Origin of the sequence: Streptomyces sp. NPDC002476, from assembly GCF_042889785.1 — a bacterium.
Lineage (GTDB): Bacteria > Actinomycetota > Actinomycetes > Streptomycetales > Streptomycetaceae > Streptomyces.
Map to the genome: position 1 here is coordinate 168,418 of NZ_JBIARH010000008.1, position 22,334 is coordinate 190,751.

A 22,334-nucleotide genomic window follows, 5' to 3' on the forward strand; every position below is an offset into this window, starting at 1 on the left:
CATGAGCCGGTTCCTGTTCGTCGTCCCGCCCCTCGTCGGCCACGTCAACCCGGCGGTCGGCACCGCGGCCGTGCTCGCCGCGCGCGGCCACGACATCGCCTGGGCCGGACCTGTCGACCTGGTGCGCCGCCTGGCCGGACCCGACGCACACGTGTTCCCTTGTGTGCCGCCCGACGCGAAACCGGACCACGCCGGGGAGATCGTGGGCCGGACGGGTCACCTGAAGGGCCCCGCGGCCTTCCAGTTCCTGTGGGAGCGCTTCCTGATCCCGCTCGCCGACCACATGGCCCCCCGCATACGCACGGCCATCGAGGAGTTCCGCCCGGACGTCGTGATCGCCGACCAGCAGACCATCGCGGGCGGCATCGTCGCCGAGTCGCTCGGCCTGACCTGGGTCACCTCCGCCACCACCTCGGCCGAACTGGTCGACCCGCTCGCGGGCATGCCCAAGGTGGCAGCCTGGTCGGACGGCCTCATCGAGGCGCTGCGTGGCCGGATCGCGGACGGCAGGGGCGCTGCCGACCCGAGGATGTCCCCGTACGGCGTCCTCGCCTACACCACCAGAGCCCTGCTCGGCCCGGTCGCACTCCCCGAACAGGTATGGCTGGTGGGCCCGTCCCTCACCGACCGCCCGGCGCCGACCGACTTCCCCTGGGAATGGCTGGAAGGGACCGAGCGCACCGTCCTCGTCAGCCTGGGCACCGCCAACGCGGAAGCGGGCGGGCCGTTCCTGAACGCCGCGGTCCAGGCGCTGTCCGGCCTGCCCGGAGTACGCGCCGTCGTCGTCGACCCCGCCCACAACGTTGCCGCAGCAGGTGAGAACATCCTGCTGCGTCCGCACGTGCCGCAACTGCCGTTGCTCGCCCACGTGGACGCCGTCGTCTGCCATGCCGGGCACAACACGGTCTGCGAGGCGTTGTGGAACGGCGTCCCCCTGGTGGTCGCCCCCATCAGGGACGACCAGCCCATTGTCGCGGGCCAGGTCACGGCCGCGGGCGCGGGCGTCCGGTTGCGCTTCGGCCGTGCCGACGCGGGGCGGATCGCCGACGCCGTCGGCACCGTCCTGGACGAGGCCGCCGGATACCGTGACGCTGCGCGTGCGATCGGCCGTTCGTTCCGGGCGGCAGGCGGCAGCGTGGCCGCGGCCGACCGTCTCGAAGGCCTCCTGCCGCGTGCCACATCGCCATCCATACGCCGCGGCCCGCGCCCGCATGACGTCGAGCAGGGCGCGGCCCGCCGTGCCGTGCGAGGCTGCTCGCGGGGGCGGTGACGCGCGATCCGGACACGCGGGAGGCGACGTGGGCCCCGACAGGCAGGAGATACCGCGGCACGGAACGGAAAACGGCTCGGTGCTGCGCCGCAGAACCCTCTTGAAGGCGGGCGTCGGGCTCGGCTCGGCGACGGTCGGCGCCTGCGCCCCTTCCCCTCCCGGCCGCGACAGTCGGGCGGCGGCTTCGCACCGGCCCGAGGCGGAACGGGAACGTCCAGGGACACCCGACTGGCGTATCCGGTCGCAGGGTCCGGCGACGGCCGTCGCCGGGTACGCCGACCGGGTGAGTGTGACACCGGGCGAGGAGTGCGGTCTGTACGTCTCGACGAGCGCCTCGTCCTTCCGCGTCTCGGCCTTTCGTATCGGCTGGTACGGCGGGGCCGAGGCCCGGCTCGTCTGGTCGTCCGAGCGCATACCGGGCCGCGTCCAGGCGGAGCCGCGCTTCCTGACCGACACCCGCACGGTCCGCGCGGGCTGGCGGCGCACACTGAGCTTCGGCACGGCAGGCTGGCCGGAGGGTGCGTATCTGCTCCGGCTCGACACGGAGGACGGTCACCAGCGCTACGTCCCGTTGATCGTGCGCTCCGCGCACGGCACGGGCCGGACGGTACTGATGCACGCGCCCGCCACCTGGCAGGCCTACAACCGGTGGGGCGGCTACAGCCTCTACGAGGGCCCCTCCGGGGCGTACGCCGCACGGTCCCTCGCCGTGAGCTTCGACCGGCCCTACGACTCCGACGGCGCGGAGAAGTTCATGGTGTACGAGCGGGCGGCGGTGGTGCTCGCCGAACGGCTCGGCATCCCGCTCGCGTACACCACCGGGGTCGACGTGCACCGCGACCCGGAGGTACTGCACGGGGCGGTCGCCGTCATCTGCCTCGGTCACGACGAGTACTGGACCCCGCAACAGCGTCAGCACGTCGCCGGGGCCCGCGACGCCGGCACCAACGTGGGCTTCCTGGGCGCCAACACCTGCTTTCGCCGCGTCCGCCTGGAGCAGGACGGGACAGGGCCCGAGCGCACGGTGGTCTGCTACAAGTCCTCCTTCCCGGCCGATCCCTACTACACCACCCACCCCTCCTTGGTGACGACGGACTTCCGCCGGTCCCCGGCGTCCGACCCGGAGTCCTCGCTGACGGGCGTGCTCTACGAGGACTATCCGACGGATGCGCCCTATGTCGTCCACGCGGCGGATCACTGGCTGTACGAGGGAACGGGGGTACGCCCCGGCGACGGCTTCGACCATCTGGTCGGTGTGGAGTACGACCGGGTCACCCCGGGCGCGCCCGTCCCCGAGCCCCTGGAGATCACGGCCCATTCCCCTCTGGTGTGCAAGGGGCGCCGCAGCAACAGCGACTCGGCGTACTACACCGCGCGCAGCGGAGCGGGCGTCTTCGCGACCGGCACCATGCGGTGGGTGGAGGCCCTGATGGCCGGAACCCCCGAGGGCGGGCGTGACCACCGTATGGACGCCCGTACCCGTGTCTTCGTCACCCGCACGACGGAGAACCTCCTGCGTGCGTTCGCGCAAGGCCCCGCCGCCCACCACCGGCCCGCACCGCGTCCGAACGTGGCGGAGGTGTACAAGGACAGGGAAGGAAGCAACTCCCCGCCCGTCGCTCCCGGCCTGCTCCGGGCGGACATCCGCTGACCGATGGCCCATACGCCCGCGACAGCTCCAGGAATCGCGGTGCCTGCCGGTGAGCGCCTCCGGACCGCACATGACCGTCCGCTCGCCTCGCGAACGGCACCGAGGGTCACACACTGCATTGCCGCTGGTCACCGTCACGGACCGGGTACCGGGAGCCGTCACACCGGAAGGGACGGCGACCGGCATCGCGTACCGGGCCCGCCGGCGTCGGGCCCGGTACGCGGTCCGGCCGCTGTGCCGTGTCAGCGAGCCCTGGTCGTCTGCCACCAAAGGCGGACGGCTGACACTTTTCGGGTACGATCCGGTGAAACAGGTACCCGGCTCGGTTCCCCGGTCGTCTACACACACGAACCGCCTGGGCGGCTCAGGGCCGGCTCAGTCTCTGGAACAGTGCCTCGATCGCGTCCTTGTCGGCTATCAGCGGCAGCGTGTCGAAATACAGCTCCCACTCTCCTCCGGCGCCGAACCGCTCGACGATCCCGAAGGGCACGTTCTCCCCCTTGACGCTGCTCACCGTGCCGTGCCACTCCACATAGGTCGTGGTCCGGCCGAACGCGACCTGGCCCGCCTTCAGCCTGACGTCGGCGTGGTCGAAGAGGCGCTTGAGGTAGGCGGTCTTGCCCGCGGTGGTGGCGAGCGGCCCGGACAGGCCGGGGCCGGTCAGCCTGGCGTTCCCCATCCGCCCGGTCAGCGCGGCGATGTCCTCACCGTTCCACGCCGTCAGCCGGTCCGTGATCTCGTCGGCCCGGAACCGCTCCGGTGTCGCACCGCTCACCGGCCCCTCGTCGGCGACCCCTTCGAACAGGTTTCGCAGCTCGGGAGCGGCCGAGCGGTACACCGTGTAACGGTCGTAGTAGCGCCGGGCCTGGATGGTCTTCCCGTCGTCGGACAGCAGATTGCGGGCGATCTGGGGGTAGGCGACCCTGTGCCCCTTGACCGTGACCTCGTTCCATTGACCGAACATCATCACCGCGCCGTCGGCCACCACATCGGTGCCCCGGTAGCGCAGGTCGGGGACGATCCGCAGCGAACCGGTGATCGAGGTCCCGATCGATGCGTGGCCGTGTTGCGGTGAGGCGCCCGCTTCCCACAAGGTCGCCTCCGGGTCGAAGATGTCCAGGTACGCGGCGATCCTCGGGTGGCCGAAGTCGCCCGGACTCGGCGGCGTGCCGGTCGGCATCTCCCCGAAGGCGATCTGCCGCTTGAGGAATGCGCAGCCGTTCGGGGTGAGCCGGCCTTCCAACCGGTCCAGCTTGTCGCGGACCTCGGCGCACTCGACGCCCCCCGACCTCACGGTGGTCGACGCCGATGGACCGGCGACCGCCGCACCGAGGGACGACATGGTGACGAGCGCCGTCGTGAAGACCACGGTCCGTGTCTTCAACGTTCCCGGACGTCGTACCAGCCGACTCGCGATCATGGTGATCCCCTTTCGTTCGTTCCGCTGTACTGCGAGCCGGGCCCGGTCTCTTGAGCACGACGGTATGCGGGTCCGGAGGCCGGGGAATCGGTCAGGACTTAGGTAATTGCTCCTGACGGTCACCGCGGCCGGAGGGCGCGATAGGGTCCGCGCATGCTGTATGGGCGGAAGAACGAGCAGGTCAGGCTCGAAGGATTGCTCGCTGCCGCCGCCCGGGGCGCCAGCGCGGCGCTGGTCGTGCGCGGCGAACCCGGCATCGGCAAGACGGCGCTGCTGGACCACGCGGTCACGCTGGCAGCCGGTGTGCGGGTGCTTCGTGGCCAGGGGATCGAGACCGAGGGCGAATTGCCGTTCGCCGGCCTGCACCTGCTGCTCCACTCCGTTCTGGGAAGGGCGGAGAACCTGCCCGGTCCGCAACGCCGGGCGTTGATGGGGGCCTTCGGCCTGACCGCGTCCGAACAGCGGGCGGAGCCGTTGTTCGTGGGCCTGGCCGTCCTGTCCCTGCTGTCCGAACTGGCCGAGCGCGGCCCACTGCTGTGCGTGGTGGACGACGCCCAGTGGCTGGACCGCGGCTCCGCCGAAGCGCTGTTGTTCGCCGCGCGGCGCATGCGTGCCGAGGGGATCGTGATGCTCTTCGCCGCGCGTGGTTCCCGGGACGCGTTTCCCGGTCAGGGACTTGAGGAGCTCCACCTCGATGCCCTGGCCCCCCAGGACGCGGCCCGGCTGCTGGACCGGAGTGGGCGGGAGCTGCCCGCAGCGCTGCGCGACCAGGTCCTGGCCGTCGCGCACGGCAATCCGCTGGCGCTGCTCGAACTACCCGCTGCCATGGCCCATGGGACGACGGACGGGCAGCCGCTCGCCGGACCGCCCGAGGGCGCGCTGCCGCTCACCGATCGGCTGCGGCACACCTTCGGCGGCCAGTTGGACGCGCTGCCCGCCCCCACCCGGACGCTGCTGCTGCTCGCCGCGGCCGAACACCACGGAGACCTGGACCTCGTGGTGCGCGCCGCCGCACCGCTGGGCGCCGGGCCCGCCGACTTCGCGCCCGCCGAACGGGCCGAGCTCGTCCGGGTGACCGGACAGAGCGTCGTGTTCCGCCACCCCCTGGTTCGGGCCGCCGCATACCGGCAGGCGTCGTACGGCGACCGGCTCACCGCACACCGCGCGCTCGCCGACGCGCTGGCCGGCCCCGGAGCGGCCGAAACCGGAGCCACCGGTCCCGGTGCGAGCGGATCCGACGTGGCGGACCGCCGCGCCTGGCACCTGGCCGCCGCGACGCGGGGTCAGGACGAAACGGCCGCCGCCGACCTGCAGGCCGCCGCCGAACGAGCGCGGGCCCGGGGCGGCTACGCCGCCGCGGCGGCAGCACAGGCGTATGCCGCCCGGCTCACTCCGGACCTGGGCAGACGCACCCACCGGCTTGCCGTCGCGGCCGAGACGGCCGCGGAGGCCGGCGCTTTCGACCAGGCACGCGACCTGGCGCAACAGGCACTGGCGCATGTCGACGACCCCGCACTCAGAGCCCGGTTGCTCCAGGTACGGGCTGCCGCGGACTTCGGCAGGGGCGCCCTTCGCGACGCGAACGTCCACATGGTCGAAGGAGCGGCGCTCGCCGCCGACCACGATCCGAGCCAAGCACTCACGATGACCCTTGAGGCAGTGCACATCGCCTGGTTCATCGAGGACGGCGGCGTACGCCCCAGGACCGCCCGGCAGGTGGCCGCCTGCCCGATCCCGTCCGGGCACCCGCTGGTACCGGTCGCGGTGCTGCTGCAACGGCTGGTGTCGGTGTGGGAGGGCCGGAGCGAGACCGAGCCGTCCTTCGCCGAGGTCGTCCGCGACGCTCAGGAGGCCCTGGCCGACGAACCACGCGGCCTCGTCCTGGTCAGCGCCGCCATGCTGGCCGGAGCACAGGACGAGGAGCTGTACGAACTCGCCTCCACGCTCGTGTCCCTGGGCCGAGAGCACGGCAGAATCGGCTGGCTCCCGCCCGCACTGAGCTATCTCACCGCGGCGCAGTTCGCGCTGGGCCGGCCCCGCGCCGCGCTCGACAGCGCCAGTGAGGCGCTGCGCCTGAGCCACGACACCGGACAGACCCAGTGGACGGGACAGTTGAACGCGATCCTCGCCGTGATGGCCGCCGCCGCGGGCGACGGGGAACGCTGCCGTGCTCTTGCCGCACAAGCCCTCGACGCCACCCCGGCTCCCAACATCGGCGGCGCCCACTGGGCCCTGGGCCTGCTCGCGCTCGGCGAGGGGCGGGCTGCGGAGGCGCTGCCCCACCTCGAGGCGCTCGCCGAAGGCCCGGAGCGGTATCTGGCCCACTCCACGCGCAGCATCCCCGACCTGGTCGAAGCCGCGGTACGGGTAGGCGAGACGCACTCCGCGAAGCGCGCCTTCACCCGCCTGAGCGACTGGGCCCGCTGGGCACAACAGCCCGCTGCCGATGCGCTGGTGATGCGCTGCCGGGCGCTGCTGTCGGCCGGCGAGGAAGCCGAGAGGTATTACTCGGCGGCCTTGGAACTGCACGAGCGGGCGCCCCGGCCGTACGAGGAAGCGCGCACCCGGCTGGTGTACGGGGAATGGCTACGGCGCGACCGGCGCAAGGCAGAGGCAGGTGTGCAACTGCGTGCCGCGCAGCGTGCCTTCGACCGGCTCGACGCCGAGCCCTGGTCCCGCCGGGCCCGTACCGAACTGGGCGCCACCGGCATCCCGGCCCCGGACCAGCGGCCCGTCGGCGTCCTGTCCAGCCTGACCCCCCAGGAGTCGCAGATCGTACGAATGGCCGCGCGCGGACTGTCCAACAAGGAGATCGCGGCCCGGCTCTTCCTCAGTCCCCGGACCGTCGGACACCACCTCTACAAGGCGTACCCCAAGCTGAACGTCAGCTCCCGGGCGCAGCTCCCGGCGGTCGTCCCCGTCGACGACTGCCGCACTACGTGACCGCCGAGGCCACCCATCCGATCAGGGGAGAGAGAGGCCGCCAGGCGGACCGGCCGGCGGGCAGGGTCCGCTCCCACCCCGCGTCGGGATGCCGGAAACGGCGGCGTCACCGAGGGGGACGTCGAAGCGGACGTTGAAGCGGACGTCGACCGTGGTCGTCGCCTGCGCGGTGACGCGCACGAGGGACGGCCGCCCCGGGGGCCGTCCCCAGCGCCGCGCCGACGGTGCCGGCGGGGACACGGACGCCGACCGTCACCCCGTTGACGTGGAGGGCGCCGGGGTCCTGCCACCACTGGTCACCGAAGGGCGACGCCGCGACGGATTCCGCCGCGCCGAGCGGAGAGGCGGTGGTGTCCACGGAAGTCGTCCGGTCGGATCAGGCGGTGAAAGCGGTGCCGTCCAAGGTCCAGTGGGGGTCGGGGGTGATGCCGAGGGCGGTGTAGACATGGGCGGCGACGTCGGCGTGGTGGAGGGCCGACGGAGCCGTACCGGCGGGCAGCCCGGGACCGCACGCGGCGATCCAGGCCGTGCGCTCCTGCGGGCTGCGTCCGCCGTGGCCCCCTTCGTCGCGGTGGCCGTGGTCGGTCACCACGATGACCGTCCAGTCCTCCGCCGCATGGCCGGGACGCTGTCGTACGGCAGTGAGCAGCCGGCCGAGCCGCCGGTCAGCGGCCTCGATCGACCGGCGGTACTCCTGGCCGCAGCCGAGGAAGTGGGCGGTCTCGTCGACTGCACCGAGGTAGACGAAGCCGGCGTGGAGGTCGTCGTCCACGCCGAGGAGATGTTCCGCCTCGGCGGTCACCTTCTCGTCCACCTCCTCCCAGCCTTCGGGAGTGTCCTCGCGGGGAGCGATGTAGGCGAGCCGGGCCGGGGCGACGAAGAGCGGACCGCCCTGCTGCGCGAGGAAGAGCGGTGCCCAGCCTCCGACGGCGAAGGTCCGCCGTCCGCAGTCGGCGGCGAGACGGGTCGTGAAGTCGGGGAAGACGTCGAGGCGGTTGCCGTCGAAGCGGTTGGCCCACACGCCGTGCTTGGCGACACCGACGCCGGTGACGACGGTGGTCCAGCACGGGCCCGACATCGTGGGGGTCACGGAGTCCACCTCGACGGGCGCCAGGAAGCCCGCGCGGGCGATCCCGTCGAGGTGGGGCGTGGCGAGTTCGGGGAGCAGGTCGAGGCGTACGCCGTCGATGCCGACCACCAGTACGCGGGCGGTGTTCTGGGAGGTGTCCTGTGCGGTGTCCATGGGCGGATCCAGACGTGTCGTGGCGGGCGAGGAAGGCGGGGCGTGGGCGTGGAGGGGGCGTGCTGCTCAGGGGCCGACGCGGCGGAGCCGGATCAGGCTGCTGGCGTAGTCGCCGGCGGGAAGCCGCGGGTCGATGCCCTGGTGCACCAGGACGGTGCCGCTGTACACCCGGTCGAGGTCCGGGTCCAGGTAGTGGGCCCCGGCGTCGAGTGCGGGCAGCCGCACGGGGGCGGGGCGGTGACCGAACCGGGTTGTGGGGCGCCAGACGAGGAGCACGTGCTCGCTGTCGTCGGACGCCGCGTAGTGCACGGCGGTCACCGGGCCGGCCGGGGTGATGCGGTGCTGGTGCCCCCGCTGCACGAGCGGGCGGATCCGCTTGTACTGGGCGACGAGTTCGGCGGCCTCGTCGAGTTCCTCGTCGGACCAGGACGTCAGGTCTCCGCCGATTCCCAGCGCCCCGGCCATGGCGACGTGGAAGCGGAAGCGCAGCGGTGTGCGCCGGCCGGTGGCGGGGTTGGGGCTGTCGGTGACCCATGCGGCCATGGCCTGGGCGGGGAAGAGCTGACCGAAGCCGTGGTGGATGCCGATCCGGTCGACCGGGTCGGTGTTGTCCGAGGTCCAGGCCTGGTCGGTGCGGGCGAGGATGCCGAGGTCGATGCGACCGCCGCCGCCCGCGCACGCCTCGATGCGCAGCCCGGGGCGGGCGGCGCGGAGCCGGTCCATGACCCGGTGGACGGCCCGGGTGTGGTCGATCCACAGCCGGTCGGGGTCGGGGTGCCCGTCCCAGCCGGCCTCGGTGAAGGGCCGGTTGGCGTCCCACTTGAGCCAGTCGACATCGTGGTCGCGCACGAGCCGGTCGAGGGTCTCCAGGGCCCAGGCCTCGACCTCTGGCCGGGCGAAGTTCAGCACCAGCTGGTTGCGCAGCTCGGTCGCGTCGAGGCGGGGGGAGTGGACGACCCAGTCCGGATGGGCGCGGTACAACTCGCTGTCGCGGTTGACCATTTCCGGCTCCACCCACAGCCCGAAGGCCATGCCGAGGCGGTGCACCTCGTCGGCGAGCGGACGCAGCCCGCGGGGGAACGCCTCGGGGCGGGGAGTCCAGTCGCCGAGCCCGGACCGGTCGTCGCGGCGGGTGCCGAACCATCCGTCGTCCAGGACGAAGAGCTCCGCACCGAGCCGGGCGGCCAGGTGTGCAAGGCGGATCTGGCCGGCCTCGTCGACGTCGAATCCGGTGGCCTCCCACGAGTTGTAGAGGACCGGCCGGTCCCGTTCGGGCTCCGGCAGTACGTGCCCGCGTACGTAGTCGTGCCAGGCCCGGCCGGCCGCGCCGAAGCCGTGCGGGGTGTAGAGGCCGGCGTACACCGGTGTGCGAAGGCTCTCGCCCGCCCGCAGGATCCAGCTGAGGCCCTCATGGCCGAAGCCACCGGTCCAGGTGGTGCGGCCGACCGGATCGCGGTGGACCGTGACGCGCCAGCTTCCGCTCCAGGCCAGCGCGGTGCTCCACACCTCGCCCCGCTCCTCCGCCGCGGTGCCGTCGTCGAGGGCCAGCCAGGGGCTCGCATGGTGGCCGGTGAGTCCCCGACGGCTCGTCAGCACGGTTTCGGCGACGGGAACTCGGTCGCGGTGGAGCTGGAACTCGCTGTTCCAGCCGCCGACCAGATGGCTCAGCCGGTAGTCGGTCAGTGGGGGAGCGGTCCAGGAGGCCGAGTCCAGCCGGTCGACGGTGACCGGATCCGGCGGGCCGTCCGTGGCCCCGGTGTGGGTCAGCTCCGTCCAGCGCTCGACGACGTCGGTGCCGGGCCGGACGCGGTAGCACAGTTCGGCCCGCAAGGGGCGGTGCCGGTCGTCGAGGCGCAGTCGCAGTTCCCCGCCGTCGACGGTGTGACCGGCGAAGCGCCACTGGGCGCCTCGGGTGCCGTCGGCGAAGCGGACCTGAAGGCCGGCCGGTCCGAACCGCGCCCCGGTCTGCGGTGCGAGTTCGTCGGCGGCGGCTTCGGCCTCGAAGCTGCTCGCGGCCGGCGAGGTGGGTTCCGGCATCGCGACGAGGGCGGCGGTGTCGAGCGGGGCACCCCAATGGAGGTGCCGGGGGCTGCCGTCGGGGGCGACGCGGAGGGCGTACTGGCTGTTCGGTGTGCGCAACACCGCGAGGCCGAGATCGGGATCGAAGGTGACGGGCGGGAGCGTGGCGAGCACGGATGGGTCCCCTGACGTACGGAGAGGAACAGGGCCGTCCGGGGCGGTGCGGTGAGGGCACGACCGGACACCGCGATCCGGGGCCCGGGACGGGCACGGAGGCGGGCCTGAGCGTAGGACGGTCCCAACTCCTAAATCAATACTGGAAGAAGTTATTTATTTGCTCTACGTTGCACCCGTGCTTCGACATCACTCCCAGCCTCTGGTCAGTGCGCCCGCCGAGACTGCGGTCCTCGCCCTGCTCCTCGCGGAGGGACCGCTCAGCAGGGTGGAACTGGCGCGGCGGACGGGGCTCTCCTCGACAGCGGTCACCAAGGCAGCCAGACCCCTCATCGATGACGGCTACCTGTACGAACTCCCGCCGGAGCGCACCGCGCCCGGCGCAGGCCGGCCGGTCAACCCGCTCGCGGTCGCTCCCGACCGGGAGTACTTCATCGGCCTCAAGATCAGCGTCGACCAGCTCTTCGGCGCCGTCTGCGATCTGCGGGCCGGCATCCGGTGCACGGCTGCCCGGCCGCTCGACGTGTGCGCCCCCGAGGTCGTCGCAGCCCTCGTCGCCGATCTGGTCGACGAACTGCTCGACGCCGAGCCCGCGTTCCGGGACCGGACGCGCCACCTCGGCGTCGCCGTGAACGGCGACGTGGACCGCGACAGCGGCCGGCTCCGCCACTCCGGCCTCCTCGGCTGGCGCGACGTCCCGCTCGGCGAACTGCTCAGCGCCTCCACCGGCCTGGCGGTCACCGTCGAGAACGACGTCAGGGCCCTGACCGTCGCCGAGCACTGGTTCGGCGAAGGCATCGGCACGGGCTACTTCGCGCTGGTCACCATCGGCGCGGGCATCGGCTCCGCCCTCGTCGTCAACGGGCACCTGCTCAGAGGCGCCCATGGGGTCGCGGGCGAGGTCGGACACATCTGCGTCGACCCCGCCGGACCGCTCTGCCGTTGCGGTGCTCGCGGCTGCGTCGAGGCGATCGCCTCGACCGACGCGATCCTCGCGGCGGTCCGCCGCGCCGCCACGAACCCGCATCTCACATTCGACGAGGCCGTCGACATGGCCCGCGAGGGCCACCTCGCGGCCCGCGAGGCCTTCGCCCGGGCCGGACAGGCCATCGGGGTCGGCATCGCCGCGCTGGTCAACCTCGTCGGCCCGGAGCGTGTCGTCGTCAGCGGCGAAGGAGCCGACGCCTACGACCTGTTCAGCCGCCACATCCAGGACGCGTACGCCGCACACGCCTTCGGAGCGGCGTCCCGATGCCCGCTGTTGCTGCGCCCGCTGCCCTGGGAGGAGTGGGCCCGCGGTGGCGCCGCCGTGGCCATCCAGGCACTCTTCCCGCAGCCCGCGGCCACATCCACGATCGGCGCCGGATGACCGAAGCAGCAACCGTCGTCCTCGCGGCCGCCGAGTACCACTCCCTGGCCGCCGCCCTCCTCTGCCGGCAAGCACTGACGAGGGCGCCGACCAGGGAGAACATCCGCCCCGCACACGCCCTCACAAAAGGACATGCGACATGAGCGCACGCAGATCAGAGCTTAGCCGACGCGGATTCCTCACGGGATCGCTGCTCGTCACCGCCGGAACGGTCCTGACGACCGCCTGCAGCACCGACCCCACCGGCGGCTCGTCCTCCGGAGCGAAGACCACGCTCAACGTCTGGTACCACGCCTACGGCGAGGCCGGCGCCCAGCAGGCGGTGCTCCGCTACGCCACCGCCTTCACCAAGGCCAACCCGGACATAGCCGTCAAGGTGACCTGGGTTCCCGGCGACTACACGAGCAAGCTCTACGCGACCCTGCTGACCGACGCGGCCCCCGACGTCTTCGAGATCGGCGACTTCAGCGAGGCCCTCGCCCGCCGTGGCCAGATCGCCGCGCTCGACGACGTGTACGGCAGCGCCAAGAGCGACTTCAACACCAACGCCATCGAGTCGGTCACCGTCGACGGCAAGCCCTACGGCGTCAAGATGATCGACGACGTCATGATGCTCTACTACCGCAAGAGTGTCCTGGCGAAGGCCGGGATCACCCCGCCCACGACCTTCGACGGTCTCGTGGCCGCGGCGAAGGTCCTGACCACCAAGAAGAACAAGGGCCTGTTCGTCGGCAACGACGGCATCGGCGACTCCGCGCTCCTCAACGTCTTCTCCAACGGCGGCGACCTCGTGGCGCCCGATGGCAAGGTGGCGTTCGGCTCGGCCCGGGCGCTCGAAGCGCTGACCGGTCTGAAGCGCCTGCACGACGACAAGTCGCTGCTGCTGGGGTTCACCACCGACTGGTGGGACCCCGCCGCCTTCATCCAGGGCGTCGTGCCGATGCAGTGGTGCGGCCTGTGGGCGATGCCCGCCGTCTCGCCCGCGCTCGGCGACGACTTCGGCGTGCTGCCGTGGCCGGCGTACAAGGCCGGCGGCGCTCCCGTTGTACGGGTCGGCGGCTGGACCAGCTGCGTCAACGCCAAGGGCAGGAACGTGGCCGCGGCCAAGAAGTTCGTCCAGTGGCTCTGGGTCCAGCAGTCCGACCTGCAGAAGGACTTCGCCGAGAGCTACGGCTTCCACGTCCCGCCGCGCACGTCCGTGGCGGCAACGGCGAAGAAGCTCTCCGCAGGCAACGCCAAGGAGGCCGTGGAACTGGCGGCGAAGTACGGGAAGCACAACCCGGGAACCTGGGAGACCGCCGTGAGCAGCGCGTTCAACGCGACCGCGGCGGAGATCGCCGGCGGGCAGGGCGATCCGGCGGCTCTCCTGGCCGACGCGGTGAAGAAGGCCCAGCGTGAGATCGACAAGCAGCTCGGCCGATGAAACCGATGAACCCGGCGACCGACATCACGCCGAAGCCCGAGCGGGCCGGTCGCCCCGCGCTCAGCCCGCGGGGCGCCGCCCGCACCGGCCGGGCCCGTGCGGGCCGGCCCCGCGTCGGCCGGTCCGGCTGGATCGCGTTCCTCCTGCTGACCGCGCCGACACTGATCGGGCTCGGCGTCTTCAAGTACGTCGCGATCGGCTGGAGTTTCCTGCTCAGCCTCAGCGACGCGCGCGGCACCATCGCCCTCGGCCACTGGGTCGGACTCGACAACTACCAGACCCTCCTGTCCGACCAGGCGTTCCGCGACTCGCTGCTCGCGATCCTGCTGTTCACCGCCTTCATCGTGCCGGTCACCTTCGCCGCCTCCCTCGGACTCGCCCTGCTGGTGCACCGGATCCGCCGCGGCCGGGCCCTGCTGCGCACCACCTTCCTCATCCCCGCGGCCGTCTCGTACGTCGCCGCGTCACTGTTGTGGAAGATGTGCCTGTTCAACGGCCTGCCGTCGGGCATCGCCAACATGATCGGCGGATGGTTCGGAGCGGAGCCGGTGCCCTGGCTGCAGTCCACCTCGCCACCGCTCTACTGGATCGTCCTCGTCACGCTGCGTCTCTGGCTCCAGGTCGGCTTCTACATGGTGCTCTTCCTCGCCGGGCTCCAGGCCATCCCCAAGGAGATCTACGAAGCCGCCGCGCTCGACGGCGCCACCGGCCGGCGGCTCCTGACCAGGATCACCCTGCCCATGCTGCGCAACACCGCCGTCGCCGTGCTGATGCTGCTGTTCATCGCCGCCTTCCAGGCCTTCGACGAGTTCTACAACCTGTTCAACAGCGGGCTGTCGGGAACCGGCACCGCCCCCGTACAGACACCGCTGGTCCACCTCTACAACACCGCCATGGGCAGCCAGAACTACGGCCTCGGATCGGCCGGAGCCTTCGTGCTCACCGCCCTCATCGTCGGAGTGACCCTGATCCAGGGACGGTTCACCGGATTCGGCAGGAGCGGAGAATGAGAAGCGCATGATCACCCTGCCCGGACTGTCCCGAACCGTGCGCCTGCTGGCGCGCGGCCTGCTCATCGGACTGCTGACCGCGGTCTTCATGGCGCCGTTCTACCTGATGCTCCGCAACGCGCTGATGGACTCCCAGAGCCTGACGGCGCCGGAGTGGACGTGGTGGCCCTCGACGATGCACTTCGAGAACTTCACCGCCCTGTTCGACGACCCCGCCGTCGCCATGGGCCGGTCCCTCGGCAACTCGCTGTTGATCGCCGCCGTCACCGCGCCCGTCTCCACGCTCCTCGCCTCCGCCGCCGGCTACGCCCTCGCCAGGATTCCGGTTCCGGGACGCGGTGTGCTGCTCGCTCTGGTGGTGGCCACGCTGATGATCCCCGGCTCGGTCACCTTCGTGCCGACCTTCGTCGTCGTCGGCTCCATGGGAGGCGTCAACACGTTGTGGGGCATCATCGTGCCCGGCCTCTTCAACCCGTTCGCGGTCCTGCTGTTCCGCAACTTCTACCTCCAGTTCCCGCGGGAGATCGAAGAAGCGGGACGGCTCGACGGCCTCGGCTGGCTCGGCCTGTACCGCCGGATCGCCCTGCCGAGTTCCGGGGCGATGCTGGCCTCGCTCGGGGCGTTGTCCTTCATCGAAAGCTGGAACTCCTTCCTGTGGCCCTTGGTCATCGGCCAGGACCCGTCCGCCTGGACCGCGCAGATCGCGCTGTCCACCTTCCTCACCTCGCAGACCATCAACCTGCCCGGTCTCTTCGCCGGCGCCGTCGTCACCATCACGCCCCTGGTCGTCATGTTCCTCGTCGCCCAGCGCTACATCGTCGAGGGGATCGCCACCAGCGGCCTCAAGGGCTGATCCACCGCACCACACCGTTCCGCATCACACCGTTCCGCATCACACCGTTCCGCACCACACTGTTCCGCACCACACACAAGGCAGGCACACGTCCCCCACCCGCAAGGAGCTTCCCCGTGACACCTCGCATCACCCTGCTCCGACGCGCGACAGCGGCCCTCGCCACGTCGTCCGCGCTCCTCCTCTGCACTCTCACCCCCACCGCCGCCGCGGCGGACACGGGGACGGCACCGCAGCCCCCGGCCCTCACCGGCGCACAGCTCGCCGCCTCATGGACCGCCCCGCTGTCCACCCGGGACCGATACGTCGTCGACGCCGACGGCGACCGGTTCAAGCTCAAGTCCGGCAACTGGGCCGGCGCCCAGGGCACCTGGCAGGGCAGCGGCGACATCGGCGACGTCGCCAACCACCAGGCGAGGCAGATGTCCCACAACATCCCGCTCGGCCTCGACCGGAAGCCGATGGCCCAGATCCTGGCCGACTTCCACGCCCTCGGCCTGAACAGCATCCGGCTTCCGTTCGCCAACGCACTCATCCACGACACGAGCGCCGTCCCGGACTCGGCCGTCGCCGCCAACCCGCAGCTCAAGGGCAAGACCCCGTTGCAGGTGCTCGACGCCGTCGTCGGAGCCCTGACCGCAGACGGCTTCGCCGTCATCCTCAACAACCACACCACCAGCTACCGCTTCTGCTGCGGCCTGGACGGCAACGAGCGCTGGAACAGCGGCCAGTCGACCCAGCAGTGGATCGACGACTGGGTGTTCCTGGCGAAGCGCTACCAGGCCGACAAGCGGGTCGTCGGAGCCGATCTGCGCAACGAGGTCCGACGGGACACCTGGGACGACGCCAACTGGGGCTGGGGCGACGACCACGACCTCAACAAGGCCCTGGAAGAAGCCGGCAACAAGATCCTGCAGGCCAACCCGGACATGCTCGTCATCATGGAGGGCATCAACTGGCAGGGCATACCGACCGACCTGACCCCCCACGGCCGCCCGACACTCACCCCGGTCGCCACCCTGTCCAACACCCTGATCCGCTCCGACAAACTCGTCTACGCGGCCCACTTCTACGGCTACACCGGCCCGAACCACACCGGTGCCACCGGAACGGGCGAGACGCACGACCCGCGCTACGAGGAACTCACCCCCACACAGCTCGCCCAGGTCGTCGACGACCAGGCCCTGTTCGTCACCCGGTCCGGCCAGCACTTCACCGCACCCGTGTGGATCAGCGAGTTCGGCGCCGCCGGCCGCGGCGATATCGACGCCAAGGAACGTGCCTGGTTCGGCAACTTCACCGACATCCTGGTGAAGAACGACACCGACTTCGCCATCTGGCCCCTGGTCGGCTGGACCGACACGAACGGCACACCGCAGGACTCCTGGGCCATGGTCAACTACAGCGCGGACGGCACACGGCTCGGTGTCATGGACGCCGGCGACTGGCGCGCCACCGACTGGAACAAGCTCGTCAATGCCCCCGGCAGGACCGGCCGGATCGCCCCCGCCCCCCGCTGGAACATGCTCAACCTGGACTACGCCGACTACAACGTCTCCACCACCATGCTGGCGAAGCCGGACTGGTCCCCGGGCAACCGCAAGGGCAACTGCCCGGACAGCCAGCGGCTGACCGGCCTCGGCCGCGGCGACAGCCGAGGACTGTGCACCGACGCCGGCGGGCCGACGAAGGGCAACGGCGCCTGGACCGTCGTCACCGACGAGCGGTACGTCACCGGGGGCGACTGGGCGTCCGGATACAACAAGCTCCAGTGCCCCGACAACACCTTCGCCGTCGGCTACAGCGTTCGCAGCAACGCCATGGCGGCCCTCCTGTGCGCCCCCGCAGCCGGCTCCCTGCCCACCACCGGCCGCGCGCTCTGGTTCGACCGCGGTGACAACCGCCCCGCCACCGGCGGCTCGACCGGCAGCGACTGGGCCCCGGGCCACCACAAGGGCCAGTGCGCCGACGACGAGTACCTCGCAGGCGTCGCCTACACGTGGAAGTGGAACCACGGAGGCGTTCCCGACGCCCTGCTGTGCCGACCGCTCGGCTGAACCAACCGGATCCGTACCCCCTGAGGAGCACCACAGCCATGCCCCGACTGGAGATCGCCGACGACGGTTTCCGTCTCGACGCCCGACCGTTCCGCATCATCTCCGGAGCCCTGCACTACTTCCGCGTCCATCCGGAGCAATGGGCCGACCGGCTCCGCAAGGCACGGCTGCTGGGCCTCAACACGGTCGAGACCTACGTACCGTGGAACCTGCACGCCCCGCGCCGCGGGGAGTTCCACCTCGACGGAGGTCTCGACCTGCCCCGGTTCCTCGACACCGCGGCCGCCGAAGGACTGCACGTCCTGCTCAGACCCGGCCCGTACATCTGCGCGGAATGGGAGGGCGGCGGCCTGCCCTCCTGGCTGCTCGCCGAGGACGATCTCACCCTGCGCAGCCGCGATCCCCGCTTCCTGCGAGCGGTCGACGAGTACCTGGGCGCCCTGCTGCCCCCGCTCCGCCCCTACCTGGGAAGCAACGGCGGGCCGATCCTCGCCGTCCAGGTCGAGAACGAGTACGGCGCCCACGGCGACGACACCGCCTACCTGGCCGAACTCGCCGCCATGCTGCGCCGCCACGGCGTGGACCTCCCCCTGTTCACCTGCGACCAGCCCTCCGATCTCGCGCGAGGCAGCCTCGACGGCGTCCTGCCCACCGCCAGCTTCGGCAGCCGCGTCGCCGCCGGGCTCACCGCCCTGCGCGAGCACCGGCCGCACGGCCCGCTGATGTGCACGGAGTTCTGGATCGGCTGGTTCGACCGCTGGGGCGGCATCCACACCCGCCGCGACGCGGCCGACGCCGCCGCGGACCTCGACCGCCTGCTCGCCGCGGGCGCCTCCGTCAACATCTACATGTTCCACGGAGGCACCAACTTCGGCTTCACCAACGGAGCCAACGACAAGGGCACCTACCGTCCCACCGTCACCTCCTACGACTACGACGCCCTTCTCGACGAAGCCGGCGACCCCACCCCCAAGTACAAGGCCTTCCGCGACGTCATCGCCCGCCACGCACCCGTCCCCGCGCAGTCCGTGCCGCCCGCCGCACCCAAGGCCGCATACGGGCCGGTGGAACTCACCCGCACGGCCGGCCTGCTGGAACAGGCCGACACCTTCGGCACCCCCGTGGCCGCCGACCGCCCGCTGACCATGGAGGAACTCGGCCACCCCTTCGGATTCGTCCTCTACGAGACCGACCTGCCCACGCCCGGACCAGCCGTCCTGCACGTCGAGCGGGTCCACGACCGCGCCCAGGTCTTCGTCGACGGCCAACCGGTCGGCGTCCTGGAGCGCGAGAACCACGAACACGCCCTCGCCTTCACCGTGCCCCGCCCGGAAGCCCGGCTCGCCGTACTCGTGGAGAACCAGGGCCGCGTCAACTACGGACCCGGGCTCCACGACCGAAAAGGCCTCCTCGGCCGCACGACGGTCAACGGGCACCCGCCCGCCGCCTGGCGGAGCCGCGCCCTGCCTCTCGACCGCCCCGACACCTTCGTCCACCGAACCGCCGATCCCGCGCGGCGGCCGGTGGGGCCGGCGTTCCACCGCGGCACCTTCACCGTGGACGAGCCCGCCGACACCTTCCTCCACCTGGACGGCTGGACCAAGGGCCTCGCCTGGATCAACGGTTTCCCCCTGGGCCGCTACTGGTCCCGAGGACCACAGAGCAGCCTGTACGTTCCCGGACCCGTCCTCGGACCCGGACCCAACGAGATCACCGTCCTCGAACTCCATGCCGCCACCACCCGCCACGTCCACCTGCGTGACACACCCGACCTCGGGCCCACCGAGGAGTGACCGCCCCCGTCTCACGGAGCACGCCATGCACAGCAACCGACGCCTCACCGAGCAGCGGCTCGACCGCGTGCTGGGCCGGCGCATCCGCCCGGCCGTCCACGCCCGCGCCACGCCGCTCCAGGTGGAGATCTGGAACACCCCGGGCGAACCCGTGCCCGTGCCGGACGCACTGACCGCGCCCTACCGACCCGTCACGGTCGGCCACCGGTGGGGACCGGCCTGGTCCACCAGCTGGTTCAGGATCAGCGGACGGATTCCGCCGGAGTGGGCGGGGCAGCGGGTCGAGGCCGTACTCGACCTCGGCTTCGACGTCACCGGCCCCGGCTTCTCGACCGAGGGCCTCGTCCACCGCCAGGACGGCACCGTGGTCAAGGCTCTCAACCCGCGCAACGCGTGGATCCCCGTCGGCGACCCGGCGATCGGAGGCGAAGAGTTCACCTACTACGTCGAGGCCGCCGCCAACCCCACCGTCCCCCTTCCCGGTGAACCGCACCACGCACCGACGCGGGCGGGGGACCGGCCCCCCTGGCTGACGGGCGGCGATGCCACCGGCGATCCGCTCTACCGACTCCGCCGAGCAGACCTGGCCGTCTTCGACCGGGAGGTGTGGGAACTCGCCCAGGACCTGGACGTCCTGGGGCAGCTGATGCACGAGCTGCCCGAAGGCTCCGAGCGCCGATGGCAGATCCTGCACGCCGTCGAACGAGCCCTCGACGCCGTGGACGTGCAGGACGTCGCCGGAACCGCGGCCGTCGCCCGGGAGGTGCTCCGCCCCGCCCTGGCCGCGCCCGCCGCCGGCAGCGCCCACCGGGTCTCCGCGATCGGCCACGCGCACATCGACACCGCCTGGCTGTGGCCGCTGCGCGAAAGCGTGCGCAAGGTCACCAGGACCATCTCCAACGTCACCCATCTGATGGACGACCACCCGGAATTCCGTTTCGCCATGTCCCAGGCCCAGCAACTGGCCTGGCTCAAGGACCAGCGCCCGGATGTCTACGCACGCGTGCGCCGGAAGGCGCAGTCGGGCCAGTTCCTGCCCGTGGGCAGCCTGTGGGTGGAACCCGACACCAACATCACCGGCGGGGAGGCCCTCGCTCGCCAGCTGATCCACGGCAAGCGGTTCTACGCCGAGGAGTTCGGCGTCGAGACCGAGGAGATGTGGCTGCCCGACACCTTCGGTTACAACGCGGCGATGCCCCAGCTGATGAAACTGGCGGGTGTGCGCTGGTTCCTCACCCAGAAGATCTCCTGGAACACCACCAACAAGTTTCCCCACCACACGTTCTGGTGGGAGGGCATCGACGGCACCCGCATCTTCACGCACTTCCCGCCGGCGGACACGTACAACAGCGAGCTGACCGGAGCGGAACTCGCCCACGGCGTACGCAACTTCCAGGACAAGGGCCCGGCCAACCACTCCCTCCTGCCCTTCGGATACGGCGACGGCGGTGGCGGGCCGACCCGCGAGATGCTCGCCCGCGCCGAGCGACTGGCCGACCTGGAGGGTTCCCCCCGGGTCGTCATCGAGCGGCCGGCCGACTTCTTCGCCCGCGCCCACGCCGAGTACCCCGACGCCCCGGTGTGGCTGGGCGAGCTCTACCTGGAGTTCCACCGGGGCACGCTGACCAGCCAGCTGCGGACCAAGCAGGGCAACCGGCGCAGCGAGCACCTGCTGCGCGAGGCCGAACTGTGGTCGGCGACGGCAGCCGTGCGCACCGGCTTCCCCTATCCGTACGACGCACTCGACCGGCTCTGGAAGACGGTGCTGCTGCACCAGTTCCACGACATCCTGCCCGGATCCTCCATCTCCTGGGTGCACCGGCAGGCGGAGGAGACCTACGCGGCGGTCCGCACCGAACTGGAGGACCTGGTCGACGCCGCGCAGCGGACGCTGGCCGGCCCCGGACCCGGCACGGTCGTCTTCAACGGCGCGCCGTTCGCCCGGGGCGGCATCGACGCCCTCGGCGCCGTACTCCGCACCGGGGACCCCGCACCCACGGTCACCCCGGCGCCGTACGAGGGCGGCCACGTGCTCGACAACGGCCTGGTTCGTTTCGTGATCGACGCCCGCGGACTCGTGGTCTCGGCCGTCGACCTCGCCGCCGGCCGCGAAGCCCTGCCTCCCGGCGCCGTCGCCAATCTGCTCCAACTCCACCAGGACTTCCCCAACGAGTACGACGCCTGGGACATCGACGCCTTCTACCGCAACACCGCGCGCGACCTCACGGACGCCGACGACGTGACCGCCGTCGACGGGGGCGTGGAGGTCCGGCGCGGCTTCGGCGGTTCGCGCATCCGGCAGCTGCTCTCGCTGCGGGAGGGCTCGCGGCGCCTCGACATCGACACCGACATCGACTGGCACGAGCGGGAGAGCCTGCTCAAGGCGGCCTTTCCCCTGGATATCCGGGCCGACCACTCGACCGCCGAGATCCCCTTCGGCCATGTCCGGCGCCCCACCCACACCAACACCAGCTGGGACGCGGCGAAGTTCGAGATCTGCGCCCACCGGTACCTCCACGTCGGCGAGCGATGCTGGGGTGCGGCCCTGGTCAACGACTCCACCTACGGCCACGACGTCACCCGGGACGTACGCGAGGACGGCGGCACGACCACGACCGTCCGGCTCTCCCTGCTGCGGGCCCCCCGCTTCCCCGACCCGGACGCCGATCAGGGAGCACACCGGCTGCGCTACGGCTTCGTCCTCGGCGCCGACATCGCCGACGCCGTACGCGAGGGCTACGCCTTCAACCTTCCGGAGCGCTCCGTCCCCGGGGCGACGGGGGTGACCCCCCTCGTCACCACGGACGACGAGGCCGTCGTCATCGAGACCGTCAAGCTTGCCGACGACCGCTCCGGCGACCTCGTCGTCAGGCTCTACGAAGCCCACGGCGGACGCGCCCGGACCACGCTGAACACAGCCGTCCCGTGGGACACCGTGACCGAGACCGACCTCCTGGAACGCCCCCTGGACGGAGCGGCACCCGCCCGGCCGAGCACACCGCGGAGCACATCGCTCCACCTCACGCTGCGCCCGTTCGAGATCCGTACCCTCCGGATCGGGCTCCGGGCCCGTCCGTGACCCCGGGCCCGGCCGCAGGCCGGGCCACCC

Annotated in this window: 14 protein-coding genes; 11 read left to right on the plus strand and 3 right to left on the minus strand. The window is 71.6% G+C overall.

The window, feature by feature from the left end; translation table 11 throughout:
• The first annotated feature begins 1 nt into the window (after position 1).
• Together ACFYXM_RS12685 and ACFYXM_RS12690 are read left to right on the plus strand one after the other, a co-directional pair.
• The gene (locus ACFYXM_RS12685; RefSeq protein WP_389289009.1) at positions 2-1,270 is read left to right on the plus strand and encodes a glycosyltransferase; all 1,269 of its coding nucleotides are present in this window, start codon (positions 2-4) and stop codon (positions 1,268-1,270) included.
• A gap of 283 nt (positions 1,271-1,553) precedes the next feature.
• Positions 1,554-2,921 carry a N,N-dimethylformamidase beta subunit family domain-containing protein gene (locus ACFYXM_RS12690; protein WP_389289010.1) on the plus strand — a complete coding sequence of 456 codons (1,368 nt, stop codon included), beginning with the start codon at positions 1,554-1,556 and terminating at the stop codon, positions 2,919-2,921.
• A gap of 364 nt (positions 2,922-3,285) precedes the next feature.
• Here ACFYXM_RS12690 and ACFYXM_RS12695 read toward each other — a convergent pair whose 3' ends face one another.
• Entirely contained in the window at positions 3,286-4,341 is a 1,056-nt protein-coding gene (locus tag ACFYXM_RS12695) for a hypothetical protein (RefSeq protein ID WP_389289011.1), read from the minus strand.
• A gap of 153 nt (positions 4,342-4,494) precedes the next feature.
• Between ACFYXM_RS12695 and ACFYXM_RS12700 the strand changes: the two genes are divergently transcribed.
• A complete protein-coding gene (locus ACFYXM_RS12700; RefSeq protein WP_389289012.1) occupies positions 4,495-7,284 on the plus strand; it encodes an AAA family ATPase in 2,790 nt (929 codons plus the stop codon).
• A 376-nt stretch (positions 7,285-7,660) separates the two neighbouring features.
• On the opposite strand, the gene ACFYXM_RS12705 is transcribed toward ACFYXM_RS12700, so the two are convergent.
• Together ACFYXM_RS12705 and ACFYXM_RS12710 are read right to left on the minus strand one after the other, a co-directional pair.
• A complete protein-coding gene (locus ACFYXM_RS12705) occupies positions 7,661-8,527 on the minus strand; it encodes an alkaline phosphatase family protein (RefSeq protein WP_389289013.1) in 867 nt (288 codons plus the stop codon).
• A 66-nt stretch (positions 8,528-8,593) separates the two neighbouring features.
• Positions 8,594-10,720 carry an alpha-galactosidase gene (locus tag ACFYXM_RS12710; protein ID WP_389289014.1) on the minus strand — a complete coding sequence of 709 codons (2,127 nt, stop codon included), beginning with the start codon at positions 10,718-10,720 and terminating at the stop codon, positions 8,594-8,596.
• A gap of 178 nt (positions 10,721-10,898) precedes the next feature.
• On the opposite strand from ACFYXM_RS12710, the gene ACFYXM_RS12715 reads away from it, so the two are divergent.
• The 8 genes from ACFYXM_RS12715 to ACFYXM_RS12750 all read left to right on the plus strand — a co-directional run bounded on the left by ACFYXM_RS12715 (position 10,899) and on the right by ACFYXM_RS12750 (position 22,304).
• A complete protein-coding gene (locus ACFYXM_RS12715) occupies positions 10,899-12,089 on the plus strand; it encodes an ROK family protein (RefSeq protein WP_389289015.1) in 1,191 nt (396 codons plus the stop codon).
• Positions 12,086-12,232: a hypothetical protein gene (locus ACFYXM_RS12720; RefSeq protein WP_389289016.1), complete on the plus strand. Its 147-nt coding sequence runs from the start codon at positions 12,086-12,088 to the stop codon at positions 12,230-12,232. The genes ACFYXM_RS12715 and ACFYXM_RS12720 overlap by 4 nt, the downstream gene beginning before the upstream one ends.
• Positions 12,229-13,512, plus strand: a complete 1,284-nt coding sequence (locus ACFYXM_RS12725; protein ID WP_389289017.1) for an ABC transporter substrate-binding protein — start codon at positions 12,229-12,231, stop codon at positions 13,510-13,512. Before ACFYXM_RS12720 ends, ACFYXM_RS12725 begins: the two co-directional genes overlap by 4 nt.
• A gap of 5 nt (positions 13,513-13,517) precedes the next feature.
• A complete protein-coding gene (locus ACFYXM_RS12730) occupies positions 13,518-14,522 on the plus strand; it encodes a carbohydrate ABC transporter permease (RefSeq protein ID WP_389289018.1) in 1,005 nt (334 codons plus the stop codon).
• 7 nt (positions 14,523-14,529) lie between these two features.
• Positions 14,530-15,375, plus strand: a complete 846-nt coding sequence (locus ACFYXM_RS12735; protein WP_351519150.1) for a carbohydrate ABC transporter permease — start codon at positions 14,530-14,532, stop codon at positions 15,373-15,375.
• A gap of 116 nt (positions 15,376-15,491) precedes the next feature.
• Complete coding sequence (locus tag ACFYXM_RS12740; protein ID WP_389289019.1) at positions 15,492-17,432, plus strand: glycoside hydrolase family 5 protein; 1,941 nt, start codon at positions 15,492-15,494, stop codon at positions 17,430-17,432.
• A gap of 38 nt (positions 17,433-17,470) precedes the next feature.
• On the plus strand, positions 17,471-19,225 hold the full coding sequence (locus ACFYXM_RS12745) for a beta-galactosidase (RefSeq protein WP_389289020.1): 1,755 nt from the start codon (positions 17,471-17,473) through the stop codon (positions 19,223-19,225).
• A 25-nt stretch (positions 19,226-19,250) separates the two neighbouring features.
• Positions 19,251-22,304 (plus strand): alpha-mannosidase, encoded by a 3,054-nt coding sequence (locus ACFYXM_RS12750; protein ID WP_389289021.1) that lies wholly within the window; start codon positions 19,251-19,253, stop codon positions 22,302-22,304.
• Positions 22,305-22,334 lie beyond the last annotated feature (30 nt).